Below are 15,491 nucleotides of genomic sequence, written 5' to 3'. Positions count from 1 at the left end.
GGTTTTCAAGATGTTTAGAAAGGAGCGGTTCGCTCCTTTTTTACACATTTTCCACAATCGGCTCGCGAATGCGAACGAGCACTTTGCGAATACGGCGGTTTTCCACTTGGCGAACGGTGACGGTTAATGATTCGTATTCAAACGATTCCCCAACGGTGGGGATGCGTTCAAACATTTCAAACACCCACCCTCCGAGCGTGTGAGAGGAACTTTCTAATTCATCCATTCCTAAAATGTCACAAAACTCATCAAGCGGTAATTCGGCATTAAATTCATATTCGTAATCGTTAATTTTTTGGAACGTTTTTACCGCTTCATCGTGTTCATCCCATATTTCCCCAACAATTTGTTCTAAAATATCTTCTAGCGTAATTAATCCCGACGTTCCACCAAACTCATCGATAACGATCGCCATATGTACTTTACTTTTTTGCAATTCAGGCAACAATGTGGAGATGCGCATCGATTCAACAACAAATAGCGGCGTACGCAACAACTCGCGAACGTTGACTTCTTTCCCTTGGACGAGTTGACTAAAAAAGTCGCTTTCCGACAAAATGCCGATGACGTTATCAATATCTCCTTCATATACCGGCACGCGTGAATATCGTTCATGCAAAAAAATATCACGAATTTCTTCAATTGGTTGGTTCACTTCTACCGCCACCATGTCAATGCGCGGCGTGAAAATTTCACCAACTAAAATGTCGTTAAAATCGAGCGAGCGATGAACGAGCTCTTTCTCTTTATTATCAATTACCCCTTCTTCTTCACTTAAATTCACCATCACCTTAATTTCTTCTTCTGTGACAGAAGGAGTATCTGCTTGATGGCCAACGAATTTCGATACAAGTTTTTTCAACATGACAAGCAATGCTGTAACGGGAGTAAATAGTTGAATAAGCATATATAGTACATCGGAAATAAGAAGTGAAAACGACTCCGCATGCTCTTTCGCCAATGACTTCGGCAATACTTCACCAAAAATTAAAATTAAAATGGTCATACCAACCGTGCTAATCACAAGACCTGTGTTGCCGCCAAACAAATCTGTCGCCACTTTGGCGGAGATGGACGCTGCGGCAATGTTCACGATATTATTCCCGACTAAGATGGTAGAGAGGGCTTTGTCGAAGTTTTCTGCAATATACAATGCCTTTTTGCTTCCACGCCGCTTTTCGTCCACATAGTTTTTCAAACGAATTTTATTGACGCTCGAAAACGCTGTTTCTGAAGCTGAAAAAAAGGCCGATAATAAAATTAAAGCAATGAGTAAAAACATTAAACTCAGAGGCAAATCTCCCAATGAATATTCACACTCCTAATAAAAAGTATTGGTTATCAATATATATATGTTCATCATACCAAATTTAACTGAAAAAGAAAACGACTGTACATATGCACAGCCGTTCTTATGACTCGATTAGCGTTGTACCGATAAAAAACGTTAAAAGCAATACGTACGTAATATTTAGTGTAATTGAAAGTTCTTCCACTCGTTCGTCCCCTCCATCAATATATTCCCCATTTTCATTTTAACAATGGTAGGAACGAATGTGTTTGTCAATGATGTGAACATTTTTTATTCATGAAATGCCCAATGGTTTGTCGGTCCATGTCCACCGCCAATGTGCAGCGTTTGTTCAATCGCCGCTTGAATAAATCGTTTCGCCACATCTACTGCCTCATATATCGTTTTTCCTTTTGCAAGTTGTGCTGTAATGGCGGCAGCAAACGTACACCCTGTACCGTGCGTATGTTTCGTATGAACACGTTTACTTCTCCACTCATAAAATTGTTCCCCATCGTATAAAAGATCGACAAGTTCATTTTCTTCCCCATGTCCACCTTTCATGACGACATATCGCACACCCATGTCATGAAGTTTTTTCGCTGCTTCTTTTCGTTGTTCCAATGTGCCAATTCGCATATTTGTTAACACTTCCGCTTCTGGAATGTTCGGTGTTAACACATAAGCAAGCGGCAACATGTGACGTTTGAGCGCTTCAATCGCTTCTTGCTTCAACAACGGGGCGCCGCCTTTCGCGATCATCACCGGATCGACGACTACTCGCATCCACCGATGTTGCTTCATTTTATAAGCAACACATTCAATAATTTCTTCACTAAATAACATTCCCGTTTTTATTGCATCTGGAGGCAAATCGACGGCAATCGAATCGATTTGCTTTTCAATCGCTTCAACAGGAAGCGGATATACCCCTTGTACACCAAGCGTATTTTGCGCAGTAACCGCGGTAATTGCTGACATGCCAAACACATGTAATTGATGAAACGTTTTTACATCGGCTTGAATACCCGCTCCCCCGCCACTATCTGAACCAGCAATCGTCAACGCTTTATATACCATGTTTTCACCCCAAATATTGATAATATAGCCGCTTCGCTTCTTGAACGTCATTTGTGCCATGAATCAATACACGCCCATCGGAAAAAATAACAAAGCGATGCGAATCGACCGTAAACGAAAATAAATAGTCGTTTTGTTCCACTTGAATTCCATGTCGTTTTAAAAATGAAATAAGCGTTGTCAAATGTCGCTCTCCTCGATAAGCAGGACGAATTTGCACGGTTTCACGCCCACACAACACGGCAAATTTCGTCTCATTTTCATATTGAAGGGCTGGATACGTTCGTTTTTCACTACACGACGGACAATCGTCTTTTTTTAACTTATGCACATCGATCATGCGATATTGTCCGTGCCATATATCAAATGAAACGAGTTTCTGATTCACTTGAGCATGTACGCATATTTTTAACGCCTCAGCCGTTTGATGTGCAACGACCATATGAACGACTGGACTAATGATTCCAGCGGTATCACATGTAGCGCTACCAAGCGGCACTTCTTCAAGTAAACAACGTAAACATGGCGTTTCATTCGGAACGATGACATAACTTAAACCGTAACTTCCTACACACGCCCCATAAATCCACGGCACATCATACTTTTGCGAAACATCGTTAATGATCATACGCACATCGAAATTATCTGTACTATCAATAATGACGTGCGGACGTTCACGTGCAACAACATGTTCAAGCAAGGGAGCGTCCGCATCAGCTACAATCGGTTCAATGACTACATCGCGATTTATTTCTCGCAAATGCATAGCAGCAGCAACGGCTTTCGGCAATCGATTTGTTGCATCTTCTTCCGTATATAGCTGTTGGCGTTGTAAATTGCTCCATTCGACATAATCCCGATCAATGATTGTTATTTTCCCAATTCCTGCCCGCACTAGCGACTCCGCATTTGCCGCTCCAAGCGCTCCCGCACCAATAACGAGCACATGTTTTTCACGAATATGTTGTTGTCCTCTTTCTCCAATTGGCGCAAACAATTTTTGACGTGAATAGCGATCCATTAGACGATGCTCATCCCTTCACTTGGACTACTCGCTGTTGCATATTTCTTTTTCGGAATGCGTCCCGCCTCATACCCAAGTCTTCCTGCCTCAATCGCAAGCTTCATCGCTTTCGCCATTTTTACTGGATCTTTCGCAGAGGCCACAGCTGTATTTAACAATACTCCATCCGCACCTAATTCCATGGCCAATGCCGCATCCGCTGGACCGCCGATGCCTGCATCAATAATTACGGGAACAGTTGCTTGTTCAATAATGAATTGAATATTTAACGGGTTAATAATTCCTTGTCCTGAACCGATCGGTGATGCCCCCGGCATAATCGCATGGCAACCGAGCTGTTGCAGTCGTTTCGCTAATACGACGTCATCTGACGTGTAAGGTAAAACGATAAATCCTTCTTCTAATAACATTTCCGTTGCTTTCAACGTCTCGATCGGATCAGGTAATAACGTTTGATCGCATCCGATCACTTCCACTTTCACCATATCACAAAGCCCTGATGCTTTCGCTAATCGGGCGATGCGCACCGCTTCCTCGGCCGTTTTTGCCCCCGCTGTGTTCGGCAGCAACTTATATTTCGTCACATCGATTTTTTCTAAAAAATTCGGTTGATTCGGTTCAAAAATGTTCATTCGGCGCACCGCAAACGTTAAAATTTCTGCCCCCGATGCCTCCACAGCTTCTTTTTGAATGTCGATGTTCGGATACTTCCCTGTACCGAGCAACAAACGAGATTGAAATGTGTACGGACCGATTTGTAACATATTATCCTCCCCCTACAAAATGAACAATTTCAATGCGATCACCGTCCGCAATGGGTTTTTGATCATACTTGTCTTTTGGAACGATGTCCATATTGATTTCGACAATCGCAATCTTTTCATGAATATGAAAATGGCGCAACAGCTCGGCAACGGTACGCACATGATGAGGTAGTTCAATCATCTCACCGTTAATGATGCAACGCATGCTTCCCCCCCTTTCTTGTGAGCGAAAACGGAGTCATATCAAATGGAACTTCTTTGCCTTCTAGCATATCGCTGACGCATCGACCGGTGATGGCGCTTAGCAAAATGCCGTTTCGATAGTGTCCTGTCACAACAAATACGTTTTCATATTGTGGATGCGCTCCGATATAAGGCATACCGTCTTTCGTTTGGGGACGAATGCCTGCCCACGCTTTTTCAAATGCAGAATGAGCGATAGCCGGAACGATTTGCATCGCACGCGCTAACAATTCATGTACGCTACATGTTTGCACCGTTTTCGTAAACGAATGGACAATCGCGCTAGCGCCGATGACAAGGCGATTGTTCGCTTTCGGCACAATATAGCAGCCGTTTTTTGCAAATACGGTCGCTCGTAAAAGCCGTTTTTCTGTCGTTACAGCGACACACTCCCCTTTAACAGGATACATATGTAACGGCAATTGCAGCTTTTCTGCGAGCATCGGGGTCCATGCCCCGCATGCGATGATGATTTGTTTTGCATATAACGTTCCGCTCGCCGTTTTTACTCCGACTACACGCCCATCATCGAAAATAAAATCGTACGCTTCCGTATATGGTAAAAAACGTGCCCCTTTCGCCATCGCTCCATGAGCAAAAGCAAGCGAGAGCTGTTTCGCGTCCACTTGTTGATCGATCGTATACATTGCACCATATTCATTTCGCACGTTTCGTTCGATGTCCGTCACTTCTTCAGGAGTTAACCAGCGAACGTGCTGCGGTTGTATGCGCCTCCAAAATTCATAATGTTCCGTTAATTTTTCGTACTCCTCCGATGTCGTCGCCAGCTTTAACATCCCCGCTTCATTCCATCCGACTTCTATATTTGTTAACTCTCGCAATTCGGCAATAACGGCTGGAAATGCCGCTTGGCTCGCCAAAGCAAGCAGAATGAGCGGATGGTCCGCCGAAAACTCGGAGTGCGCACCGAGCATGCCGGCTGCTGCCGACGATGCTTCTTGTGCTAACTCTCCTCGTTCAATGACGACGACTGATGCTCCCCTTTTCGCTAACTCAAAAGCGATACTACTGCCGATAATGCCTCCCCCAACAATTAAAACGTCCATGTATTCGCCCCCATTTGTTCCCAATATAATTGCACCGTATGTAGCGGGTCATCCGCCTCAAACACCGTCGACATAACCGCTATTCCTTTCGCTTCCGTCATGAACACATCACGAATATGGAAAGGTTTAATGCCTCCAATAGCAACGACAGGAATGCGTACGTGGCTTGTCAACTGACGCAACGATGAAAGCCCGCGCGGCTTTCGTCCTTCTTTACAATTCGTTTCGTATATATGTCCGAAAATGACGTAGTCCGCCCCTTCTTTTTCCGCCTGTTTCGCTTCTTCAAACGTATGCACCGAGCAACCGACGCGCAAAAAAGGAAACTTTTCTTTTATTCGTTTGGGTGGCAAACTATGATGGGCGAGCTGAACGCCGCCAACGCCATAAACGACAGCGACGTCCACCCGATCATTGACGATTATTTTTTGAGCTGGGACATTTGCTTCCAGTAGCTTTTCCACAATCATGCCAATCTCTTTTGCCGAACGATGTTTTTCACGAATATGAATAAAGTGGGCGTATGAATGTACGAGCGATGAAATATGAACAAACGTTTCAATTGACTGTTTTCCTGTTGAGATGAGGTGAAGCTCTTTCATCTTAACGCACATCCTTTATCGGAACATACGGAAACACATCGGCAACGTAATACCCCATCGCAACAATCATGCATATGACAGCAAATAAGTACACGTCATATTTTCCAATCGTCAGTTCATAATAAAACGTTCTCGCTCGTTCATTAGTAAATCCTTTTGTCTCCATCGCTACCGCAATGCGCTGGGCGCGGCGAATGCTTTGTGATAAAAGCGGAATAGCATATCGTTTGATGAGTTCAAGCTTCCCGCGAAACCCTTTCGCCTTGGCGGCTCGGCGCACTTTTAACGCTTGATGCACCGTTTGAAATTCTTCCAGCATGATCGGTAGCAAACGAATGGCTGCTAAAAAACTATACGCATATTTCGGTTTCAATTTCGCTTGTTGCATAAGTGAATAAAATAAAAACACCGGCTTTGTCGTAAGCGCAAACATTAATCCAAAAATCGCAAACAAAAGCGTACGAAATCCGAGATGAACACCGCGATAAAAACTTTCTTCCGTCACATGAATGAGCCCGAAACGAAACCACGTCGTCTCTCCCTTTCCAAACAAAATCATCGACGACGACGTAGAAATGAAAATAAAGAAAAACGGAACGAAAAACAAAAGCATATGCTTCATTCGATAACCGCTAAACAACATAAATAACGCCGTAAAGCCAATTGTCCAGTTGATGAGCACGTTCGGGTTGTGAACAAAAACGATGACAACAAACATCGGCAAAAATAACAATAATTTTACGGTTGGGTTCGTTTCATGCAACCACGTCTCTTTATGTTCGATGCTCCATCTCATCATATCCCACCTCGCACAAGCGTCCGAGGGACGATCGTTTCATCAGCGACAAGCTTTCCGTTTTCAACAATCCATCGTCTCGTCGCAAATTGAGAAACAATGCGCTCATCGTGCGTCACCATGACAATGGCTTTTCCTTGTTGCCGATACGCTTCAAGCCATTCGAGCAACGCAAACGTATTTTTCGCATCTTGTCCGAACGTCGGTTCATCAAGCAACAATAAGCGATGGCGCTCTGCCACCGACGCCGCAACGCTTAGCCGCCTTTTTTGCCCCATCGACAATTGATACGGATGTAAATGTCTCTGATCAGCTAAGTGAAAGCGAGCAAGCAACTGCTCTACCTTTTCTGCAATCTCTCGTTCTTTTCGTTTCTCAAGCCGCAAGCTGTATGCCAACTCATCATCGACGCGATGTGTGACAAATTGAAATTCCGGATTTTGAAACACAAAAGCGATGTTGTCGTATAACACCTCATCATTTTTTACTACCTCTCCTTGCCAATACATATCGCCTTCTGTTTGAATTAACTTCATGAAGCTTTGTAGCAACGTGCTTTTTCCTGCGCCGTTTTCACCTGTAACTGCAATCCATTCTCCCGCATAAATCGTCAAATGATTGACTGCAATTTTCTCTTCTTTTTGCCGAAAGCCACGAAGCGATGGCACATGTAAAAGAACATCTCCCTCTTCATACGGTTGTTGCGCGGTTTTTGGCTTTTCATACGCCTCCCACACCCCCGGGTACCAAATGCCTTGTTCGGCGATAAACGAACGATACATCGAAAATATATGATTCGTTGGGCCATCAGCAATCATTTCACCACATTCGTTAAATAAAACGATGCGCTCAACAAAATCGAGAATGTGATCAATTTTATGCTCAACGATGACAACCGTTCGATCTTCTGCCACTTCTTTTAACGTTTCCCATACTGCTTTTGTTCCTTCTTCATCGAGAAGCGCTGTCGGTTCATCTAAAAATAACACATCCGGGTCAAGCGCCAAGACAGAGGCAATCGCTAACCGCTGTTTCATTCCTCCCGATAACGTTTGAATCGGCACATGAACGTGCGGAAGGCAAAGGCGTACGCGTTGAAGAACGCGCTCGATTTTTTCTTTCATCTCCGCACGTGGCACACCGAGATTTTCAAGGACAAACGCAATTTCTTCATCGACGTATGGCATGCAAAACTGCGCGTCCGGATCTTGAAACACATAGCCGACTTGCTTTGGAATATGAAGCGCTTTTGCTTTCATCGGCACATCGATCGAGCGTGGAATAATGCCTGCCATTACTTGTAATAATGTCGATTTGCCACACCCTGATGGACCTAAAAGCAACACTTTTTCTCCTTTTTTAATCGAAAGCGATACATCGGTAAATAACCGTTTTTCCGCCCCCGGAAACTTTAACCGCAATTGTTCAATGTGTATCAACGATGTCACCTTCTATTTATCAAGCGAGTCGTAATCTTCTTTTGTCGTCGGGCGCAACAGTTGCGTCACACCTGTTTTTTCAAGTGCTTTCACAAGGGAATAAGCAAACAATCCAGAAATCACGATCGCTCCAACAAAGCGTGCACCGATGAATAACGTTAAATTCCACCATGCTAATTGATCGATATAACCTTTGTAAAAATCAAGCACTAACGAAGCGATGGTTGAACCGATGGCAGCAAGCGACACAACCGCCACGTCGAAACGTTTATAACGGAAAGCGGCGAAAACAAGCTCAGCGAGCAATCCTTGCACAAAACCGTAAAATAACACTTCTAGTCCCCACTCAGATCCCGCTAAAAACTCCCCTGAGGCGGCAGCGACTTCCGCAAGCAACGCCACTCCTGGCTTACGAATCAACAAATATGCCACTGTCGCAGCAATAAACCACATGCCATAAATAAGCTGATCGAGATGAAGCCCAAGCGGTTTAACCGCATAGTAAAGCGGTCCCCACACTTTATACACAATTCCAAACACAATCGCTACAACAACGGTCGTTAATACATCTGTTAATTTAAGCCTTTTCGTTTGCATAAACATCCTCCTCTTCCATTGGCCAACGTTCTAATTTGTACGCCATTTCCCAAAATAAATATTCATATTGACTGCTGATCCAAAAGTGTTGCTTCATTCGCTCCAACTCTTTTTCACTTACTGTTTTCGCTATGTCGTTTAAGCGCGCAATTTGTTGTTCGACAAGCTGTCTAAACCAATCGGAGCCGTACGCTTCAATCCATTTCGCATAAATTGGATGATTCGGTTTGCAATGCTTCAATCTCTCCCCGATTTCGTAATACAACCAATAGCACGGCAAAATGGCTGCCAATACATCGCCAAAGTGTCCCGCAAATGCTGCTCGGTACATGTGCGACGTGTAGGCATAAGCGGTTGGTGACGGAACAAACAACGCCTTTTCTTCTTCTGTAATGCCGAGCTCTTTCATAAACGTCTCATGCAAACGAAGCTCAGCTTCATATGTGTTTTGCGCATGATTCGCCATGCTTGCCGTCGTTTGTAAATCGTCAGCCATCGCCCCGCCAAGCGCTTGCACTTTTGCAAAGTGTGTCAAATAATAGGAATCTTGTAATACATAATAACGAAAACAACGTAAATCGAGCGTCCCTTCCCCTAACTCCTTCACAAACGGATGATGAAAGCTCGCTTCCCAAATCGGATCGACAGCTTTGCGCAATTGTTCTGAAAACAACATGTCCTCTCCCCCTTATGAAAAATAAAAAAACCACTTTCTTTGCGCAAAGAAAGTGGTTAATAAACGATGGAAATTGACATAAAGACACACTTCGCACCGTTTCCACTTCCCTACGCTGGTATGATCCAGATCAGGTTCTAAGGGTCTCAAAGGCACACTTTGATCTCAGCCTATCTAAAGGCCCCCCTAGTGGAATGCATTTGCGTGATTGACTTTGTCACTAATATTAGCATATTTCACTCAATTGTCAAATATTTTTTATCCATCATTTGCGTACATCGTTTTCTTCCTGTATGCTAAAGTAGCGAATATATAGTCAGGAGTGGGAAACATGGCAAATGTATTTTTAAAAAGAAAGCGAAAAAAGCGGCTTGAGCTTGGACATCCGTGGGTGTTTCAAAGCGAGGTTGACTATATTGAGGGAGAATTTGAGCCGGGTGATTTCGTCAACGTATATAACCATCAACGTCATTTTTTAGCGAAAGGGTATATCAATCCGAAATCACAAATGATCGTGCGCGTGTTAACACAAAATCCAAATGATGAATTAAATTCACAATTTTTTATGAACCGTATTCGTCAAGCGTGGGCGTATCGCGAACGCATGATTCCAGGCGTTCGTTCATGCCGCGCCGTTTATGGTGAAGCAGATTTTTTACCTGGTCTCATCGTCGATAAGTACGAAGATGTGCTCGTTGTCCAAATTTTATCGCTCGGCATGGAAAAACGAAAAGAATGGATTTTACAAGCGCTTCTTGACGTCTTTCAGCCGAAAGCTATTTATTTGCGCAATGACGTCCACGTGCGCGAACTAGAGGGGCTGAAACAAGAAAAAGGATTTTGGTACGGCACGTGCGACACAAACGTACAAATTGAGGAAAATGGCGTCAAATACATTGTCGATATTGAAAATGGACAAAAAACAGGATTTTTCTTCGATCAGCGCCAAAATCGAGCCGCGATCAAGCCGCTCATCACGAGCGAATCGACCGTGCTCGATTGCTTTACACATACAGGCTCATTTATGTTAAATGCCTGCTTATATGGAGCAAAACATGTGACCGCTGTCGACATTTCTGAACATGCGATTGAAACGGCAAAAAGAAACGCTGAGCTAAACGGATTTACAAACGTCGATTTCGTCGTTGCGAACGCGTTTGATTATTTAAGAGAGTGCGTACAAAAGGGGAAAAAATGGGATGTCGTCATTATTGACCCACCAGCGTTTGCGAAATCTGCTCATGCGGTACCAAAAGCGCTCGCCGGTTATAAAGATATTAATTTAAACGGCTTAAAACTCGTCAAAGACGGCGGTTTTTTCGTCACAGCAAGTTGTTCGTATCATGTGCATCCCGATATGTTCCAGGCGATGATCGCAGAAGCTGCGTTTGATGCAAAGAAAATTTTACGTCAAATTCATTGGAGCGGCGCAGGATATGATCATCCGAAACTGCTTGCCGCAGACGAAGGGGACTATTTGAAGTTTGCCATTTACGAAGTACATTCACGCAAATAAAGCAGGTTGGCCGATGCCAACCTGTTTGAAAATAGACAAAATTGTTGCGCACACACGACAACAAGATGGTGTATACTATAATTGAAAGCGCTTACTTTTGTGGAGGTGATGATGTTGGCACTAAAAACCATTTGTCCAAAATGTTTTGGAAAAAAGAAAATAAAAGTTTGTTTATCTCTTTATAAAACATGCTCGTTTTGCAACGGAACAGGGAAAATTCAACAAACACCAACGAAACGAATTAGTTAAAGAGCACTTCACACCAACCATTGATGCGAAGTGCTTTTCGTTTATGCCACGGATTTTCGCTGTTTCGCTTTTGCCTGCGCTCGCAAAATTTTCACAGATAAATAAATTCCTGTTCCTGTTAAAATAATTATCGCGATCGCAGCCGCATCGATCATGAGACGGTTCCAAACCCCAAGTTTCCCAACATGAATCGCACGTACAAACGAGGCGAATTTATTCACTTCTTTTTTTACAACTGTACCGTCTGGCGCAATCGTCACTAGCGTCCCATCTTTATCATTCAACCGTACCATATACATCCCGTGATTCATCACGACACCAACTTCGTCCATTGAAAATGCACCAGACTCACTCGCTTTTCTCACCGCATCAATCATATTTAACTTCGCATGTCCATCGCCGTGCGCATGCTCATGGCTGCCGTGAGAATGACCACCCATTCCCATTAACCACCGCTCTGTTAACAATAAGCCTGTGACCGCTTCCAAAAGTAAAAATACAGAACAAATGAGTCCAATCCATAAATGCAAGTTGCGCGTTTTTTTCACAAATATCCCTCCAACTTTTAAAAAATATGCGACTGTCATGAATGTACAAAAAAGAGATGTGAAAAGTATGAAATGATTGTGAAATAAACGTGAAAATCCCCTTTTCCATATCGGAAAAGGGGATTTCGTTATTTCATCACATATACCCGTGCTTCATATGGACGCAATGTAAAGCGCGTCGCATGCTTATGCGGTTTCACGTCGTAGTTTGTTAACAAGAGTTGCTCGCTATTTAATTTTAACGAGTCGTAGCGATACATCGTTTTTCGGTCCGTTAAGTTCACGATGACGACCGCTTTTTCATCGCCTAACGTGCGCGTGTACGCATAAATTGCTTTATGGTTTTCTAATATTAAATCATATGTTCCGTAAACGAATACGTCATGTTGTTTGCGAAGTTGAATCATGCGCTTGTAAAAGTTTAAAACAGAGTTCGGGTCGTTTAGCTGCTTTTTGACGTTAATTTGCTTATAGTTTTCATTAACCCCAATCCAAGGCGTCCCCGTCGTAAAGCCGGCATTTTTTTCGTCGGACCATTGCATCGGTGTGCGCGAGTTGTCGCGGCCGTTTTTCCAAATCCATTGCATCACTTCTTCATGTGAACGCCCTTTAGCCCGCTCAATGCGATAGTAATTTTTAATAGCAACATCATCATATTCATCAATCGTTTCAAACTGTACGTTCGTCATGCCAATTTCTTGCCCTTGATAAATAAACGGCGTTCCTTGCATAAGAAAATATAATGCTCCTAGCGCTTTTGCACTTTCGACAAGATATTGTTCATCATTTCCCCACGTTGACACCGAACGCGGTTGGTCGTGGTTTTCAAGAAATAGCGCATTCCACCCAACGCCTTCTAATCCTTTTTGCCATTTCGTTAATACGCGTTTCAATTTCCGAACATCGACCCCGCCATCTGTTCCTTTTTGCCAAAGTCCAAGATGCTCAAACTGAAAAATCATATTGAAAATGCCGTTTTCTTCACCGACCCAATCTTCCGCTTCTTCCACTGTCACACCGTTCGCTTCCCCGACTGTCATAATGTCATAACGCGCAAACGTTTGCGCTTTAAGCTCACGAAGATACTCCATAATTCCTTCTTGATTCATATGTCCATCAAACGAAGGAACGTAATCAAGACCTTTTGGGTTCGGTAAGTCGGGAAGCCCTTCTTTTTTCTTAATGTGTGAAATCGCATCAACACGGAAGCCGTCAATTCCTTTATCAAGCCACCAGTTGATCATATCGTATAACGCGCGACGAACATCTTCATTTTCCCAGTTTAAATCGGGCTGTTTCGTCGCAAAAACGTGCAAATAATATTGGTCTGTTGCTTCATCGTATTCCCAAGCTGAACCACCGAAAATGCTTTCCCAGTTGTTTGGCTCTTTTCCGTTTTTTCCATCGCGCCAAATGTACCAATCGCGTTTTGGATTATCTCGCGATGAACGCGATTCAATAAACCACGGATGTTCATCGCTCGTATGGTTAATGACGAGATCTAAAATGACTTTCATATCGCGCTTATGAATTTCTTCAAGCAACTGATCAAAATCTTCCATTGTGCCAAACTGCTCCATAATGTCTTGATAGTCGCTAATGTCATAGCCGTTGTCAGCGTTTGGCGATTTATAAATTGGACAAATCCATATGACATCGATTCCAAGATCTTTTAAATAGTCAAGCTTTTGAATAATTCCTTGCAAATCACCGATGCCGTCTCCGTTCGAATCCATAAAGCTTCTCGGATATATTTGATATGCAACCGCTTCTTTCCACCAAGCTCTTTTCACGTAAAATCCTCCTCAATCCAATCAAAATAAATCGCTTTCAATGATCTTCACTCTTTCATGTTAATATACAAACGGCTTCGTTTAAAGAGGAAGTTGCACTTTTTCATAAAAAATTTCGTTTTTGTTGTGCAAACGGTTTAAATACGAACAAAAATAGACAACGATTGATTATCGTTGCCTACGGTATACTTATAATTTCTTCCATTTCATTCATTTTATTCGTCCGATTTGAAATCGTAATGCGACCGATAAACATCGCAAAAATAAAACCAATGCCAACAAAAATTAACCCGTATAAAAACACATCGCTTAACGCATCAACAAGCGTCTGTTTCAATACAGGGACAAACATTTGTTGCATTTGCTCAGGAATTTTTTTTAACGTCTCTGGATTTAAAATGACCGAATACACGCTTTGCGGATTCGATTCAACGAGCTGTTTAAATGAATCCATTAGCGCATGCGCCTGTGCTGGTAACTGTTCTAACAACGGAAGAAACTTCGCTTCTAATAAATCTTTCGAACGATGGTTCATAATCGCTCCTAGCAACGTCGCTCCAAACGTTCCTCCGATTTGACGAAAAAACTGGCTCGATGATGTCACGATGCCAAGCTGCGATTTTGGAAATACTTCTTGCAATGCAAGGGTAATGACTGGGTTGACAAATCCTAATCCGAAACCGAGCGTCGCCATAAACGACATCGCTGTCCATTTATTCGTGTGAACATCCATTGTTGATAACAAGAAAAATCCGAGTGCCACAAGCACCATTCCAACAATGACTTGCGGACGGACGCCAATTTTTTGCACAAGCCGTCCACCGATCATGCTTGCAATAATGAGCGCAAACATCATCGGAAACATCATCGTTCCTGATTCAGATGGGCTCATGCCAATAATGCCTTGCATAAAGAGCGGCACAAACATAATGGCTCCAAACATTCCGACAGACATAAAAAAGCCGACACTATTGAGCACAACAAACGTCTTATTTTTTAATAAATGAATCGGCATAATTGGCTCCTCGGCTTTACGCTCAACAAATACAAATAAACTGAAAAAAATGACCGAGCTAGCTAGTAAAGAAATGATTTGCCATGATAGCCAATCGTATTTGTCGCCGCCAAACGTTAACGCTAACAGCAACGAAACAACGGCCACAACCATCGTAAACATGCCGCCCAAATCAAGTTTTACACGTTCAGCCATACGATGATTATGCAAACCAAGGGAAATGAGAACAATAGCTAATATGCCGACGGGAAGGTTAATATAAAACACCCAACGCCAATTTAACGAATCAACAATCCATCCACCCACTTGTGGACCAAGAATAGACGCTAATCCGAATACGCCGCCAAATACACCTTGCCATTTCGCACGCTCTGCTCCCGTAAACAAATCACCAATGACAATCATCGCCATCGGCATCATAATGCCACCGCCAATTCCTTGAATGGCGCGGAAAATAATAAGCTGCGTCATCGTATTTGCCATGCCACATAGCGCTGAACCAATAATAAAAATGACTAATCCTGTAACATAAATCGACTTTCTTCCAAACAAATCAGCAAGTTTCCCGGCAATTGGAACAATCGTTGTTGATGTGAGCATGTACGCCGTTGTTAACCATGCCATCATACTTAGTCCACCAAGTTCCCCAACGATGCGCGGCAACGCTGTTCCGACAATCGTCCCATCGAGCGCCCCAAACAACATCGCAACAAGTAGTCCTGTAATTAAAATGCCACGCTTTTGTTGTATATCTGCCATGCCCGCTTGTATCGCGGCCTGTTCTTTCATGT

The 15,491-nt window shown here is 43.2% G+C and carries 15 protein-coding genes and 1 riboswitch; of the genes, 1 reads left to right on the top strand and 14 read right to left on the bottom strand.

From position 1 onward, the window contains the following. Positions 1-40: 40 nt before the first annotated feature. The 11 genes from ACPF7I_RS02595 to tenA all read right to left on the bottom strand — a co-directional run bounded on the left by ACPF7I_RS02595 (position 41) and on the right by tenA (position 9,579). Positions 41-1,306 (bottom strand): hemolysin family protein, encoded by a 1,266-nt coding sequence (locus ACPF7I_RS02595; RefSeq protein WP_430745012.1) that lies wholly within the window; start codon positions 1,304-1,306, stop codon positions 41-43. Between the two features lie 276 nt (positions 1,307-1,582). Beyond that, positions 1,583-2,371 carry a bifunctional hydroxymethylpyrimidine kinase/phosphomethylpyrimidine kinase gene (thiD, locus tag ACPF7I_RS02590; protein ID WP_430745014.1) on the bottom strand — a complete coding sequence of 263 codons (789 nt, stop codon included), beginning with the start codon at positions 2,369-2,371 and terminating at the stop codon, positions 1,583-1,585. A 4-nt stretch (positions 2,372-2,375) separates the two neighbouring features. Continuing rightward, positions 2,376-3,392 carry a MoeB/ThiF family adenylyltransferase gene (locus ACPF7I_RS02585; protein WP_430745015.1) on the bottom strand — a complete coding sequence of 339 codons (1,017 nt, stop codon included), beginning with the start codon at positions 3,390-3,392 and terminating at the stop codon, positions 2,376-2,378. Next, complete coding sequence (locus tag ACPF7I_RS02580) at positions 3,392-4,159, bottom strand: thiazole synthase (protein WP_430745017.1); 768 nt, start codon at positions 4,157-4,159, stop codon at positions 3,392-3,394. The genes ACPF7I_RS02585 and ACPF7I_RS02580 overlap by 1 nt, the downstream gene beginning before the upstream one ends. A 1-nt stretch (position 4,160) precedes the next feature. Beyond that, positions 4,161-4,364: a sulfur carrier protein ThiS gene (thiS, locus tag ACPF7I_RS02575; RefSeq protein WP_430745019.1), complete on the bottom strand. Its 204-nt coding sequence runs from the start codon at positions 4,362-4,364 to the stop codon at positions 4,161-4,163. After that, the gene (gene thiO, locus ACPF7I_RS02570; RefSeq protein ID WP_430745020.1) at positions 4,348-5,469 is read right to left on the bottom strand and encodes a glycine oxidase ThiO; all 1,122 of its coding nucleotides are present in this window, start codon (positions 5,467-5,469) and stop codon (positions 4,348-4,350) included. Before thiO ends, thiS begins: the two co-directional genes overlap by 17 nt. Next, a complete protein-coding gene (tenI, locus tag ACPF7I_RS02565; protein WP_430745022.1) occupies positions 5,457-6,071 on the bottom strand; it encodes a thiazole tautomerase TenI in 615 nt (204 codons plus the stop codon). The genes thiO and tenI overlap by 13 nt, the downstream gene beginning before the upstream one ends. A gap of 1 nt (position 6,072) precedes the next feature. Continuing rightward, the gene (locus ACPF7I_RS02560) at positions 6,073-6,867 is read right to left on the bottom strand and encodes an energy-coupling factor transporter transmembrane component T family protein (RefSeq protein ID WP_430745997.1); all 795 of its coding nucleotides are present in this window, start codon (positions 6,865-6,867) and stop codon (positions 6,073-6,075) included. Beyond that, positions 6,867-8,315, bottom strand: a complete 1,449-nt coding sequence (locus tag ACPF7I_RS02555) for an ABC transporter ATP-binding protein (protein WP_430745024.1) — start codon at positions 8,313-8,315, stop codon at positions 6,867-6,869. The genes ACPF7I_RS02560 and ACPF7I_RS02555 overlap by 1 nt, the downstream gene beginning before the upstream one ends. Positions 8,316-8,318: 3 nt before the next feature. Continuing rightward, positions 8,319-8,909 (bottom strand): ECF transporter S component, encoded by a 591-nt coding sequence (locus tag ACPF7I_RS02550; RefSeq protein ID WP_430745026.1) that lies wholly within the window; start codon positions 8,907-8,909, stop codon positions 8,319-8,321. Beyond that, positions 8,884-9,579 (bottom strand): thiaminase II, encoded by a 696-nt coding sequence (gene tenA / locus ACPF7I_RS02545; protein WP_430745027.1) that lies wholly within the window; start codon positions 9,577-9,579, stop codon positions 8,884-8,886. Before tenA ends, ACPF7I_RS02550 begins: the two co-directional genes overlap by 26 nt. Before the next feature lie 90 nt (positions 9,580-9,669). Further along, a riboswitch (TPP riboswitch) is annotated at positions 9,670-9,777 on the bottom strand. Between the two features lie 133 nt (positions 9,778-9,910). Here tenA and ACPF7I_RS02540 point away from each other — a divergent pair. After that, positions 9,911-11,095, top strand: coding sequence for a class I SAM-dependent rRNA methyltransferase (locus ACPF7I_RS02540; protein ID WP_430745028.1), 1,185 nt, complete (start codon positions 9,911-9,913; stop codon positions 11,093-11,095). 290 nt (positions 11,096-11,385) lie between these two features. Here ACPF7I_RS02540 and ACPF7I_RS02535 read toward each other — a convergent pair whose 3' ends face one another. From ACPF7I_RS02535 to ACPF7I_RS02525, 3 genes are all read right to left on the bottom strand, one after another. Next, positions 11,386-11,892, bottom strand: coding sequence for a PepSY domain-containing protein (locus ACPF7I_RS02535; RefSeq protein ID WP_430745031.1), 507 nt, complete (start codon positions 11,890-11,892; stop codon positions 11,386-11,388). A gap of 128 nt (positions 11,893-12,020) precedes the next feature. Next, positions 12,021-13,685 (bottom strand): glycoside hydrolase family 13 protein, encoded by a 1,665-nt coding sequence (locus ACPF7I_RS02530; RefSeq protein WP_430745032.1) that lies wholly within the window; start codon positions 13,683-13,685, stop codon positions 12,021-12,023. 178 nt (positions 13,686-13,863) lie between these two features. Then, positions 13,864-15,489, bottom strand: a complete 1,626-nt coding sequence (locus ACPF7I_RS02525) for an MDR family MFS transporter (protein ID WP_430745034.1) — start codon at positions 15,487-15,489, stop codon at positions 13,864-13,866. Positions 15,490-15,491 lie beyond the last annotated feature (2 nt).

Source organism: Anoxybacillus dikiliensis, assembly GCF_050613275.1.
Taxonomy (GTDB): Bacteria; Bacillota; Bacilli; order Bacillales; family Anoxybacillaceae; genus Anoxybacillus.
This window is presented reverse-complemented; position numbering and strand designations above follow the sequence as displayed.

Bases quoted from the DNA above. Each gene is read 5' to 3' on its own strand.
- ACPF7I_RS02585 (WP_430745015.1), bottom strand. From the start codon at position 3,392: ATGGATCGCTATTCACGTCAAAAATTGTTTGCGCCAATTGGAGAAAGA.
- ACPF7I_RS02580 (WP_430745017.1), bottom strand. From the start codon at position 4,159: ATGTTACAAATCGGTCCGTACACATTTCAATCTCGTTTGTTGCTCGGT.
- thiS (WP_430745019.1), bottom strand. From the start codon at position 4,364: ATGCGTTGCATCATTAACGGTGAGATGATTGAACTACCTCATCATGTG.
- ACPF7I_RS02540 (WP_430745028.1), top strand. From the start codon at position 9,911: ATGGCAAATGTATTTTTAAAAAGAAAGCGAAAAAAGCGGCTTGAGCTT.
- tenA (WP_430745027.1), bottom strand. From the start codon at position 9,579: ATGTTGTTTTCAGAACAATTGCGCAAAGCTGTCGATCCGATTTGGGAA.
- thiO (WP_430745020.1), bottom strand. From the start codon at position 5,469: ATGGACGTTTTAATTGTTGGGGGAGGCATTATCGGCAGTAGTATCGCT.
- ACPF7I_RS02560 (WP_430745997.1), bottom strand. From the start codon at position 6,867: ATGAGATGGAGCATCGAACATAAAGAGACGTGGTTGCATGAAACGAAC.
- ACPF7I_RS02525 (WP_430745034.1), bottom strand. From the start codon at position 15,489: ATGAAAGAACAGGCCGCGATACAAGCGGGCATGGCAGATATACAACAA.
- tenI (WP_430745022.1), bottom strand. From the start codon at position 6,071: ATGAAAGAGCTTCACCTCATCTCAACAGGAAAACAGTCAATTGAAACG.
- ACPF7I_RS02550 (WP_430745026.1), bottom strand. From the start codon at position 8,909: ATGTTTATGCAAACGAAAAGGCTTAAATTAACAGATGTATTAACGACC.
- thiD (WP_430745014.1), bottom strand. From the start codon at position 2,371: ATGGTATATAAAGCGTTGACGATTGCTGGTTCAGATAGTGGCGGGGGA.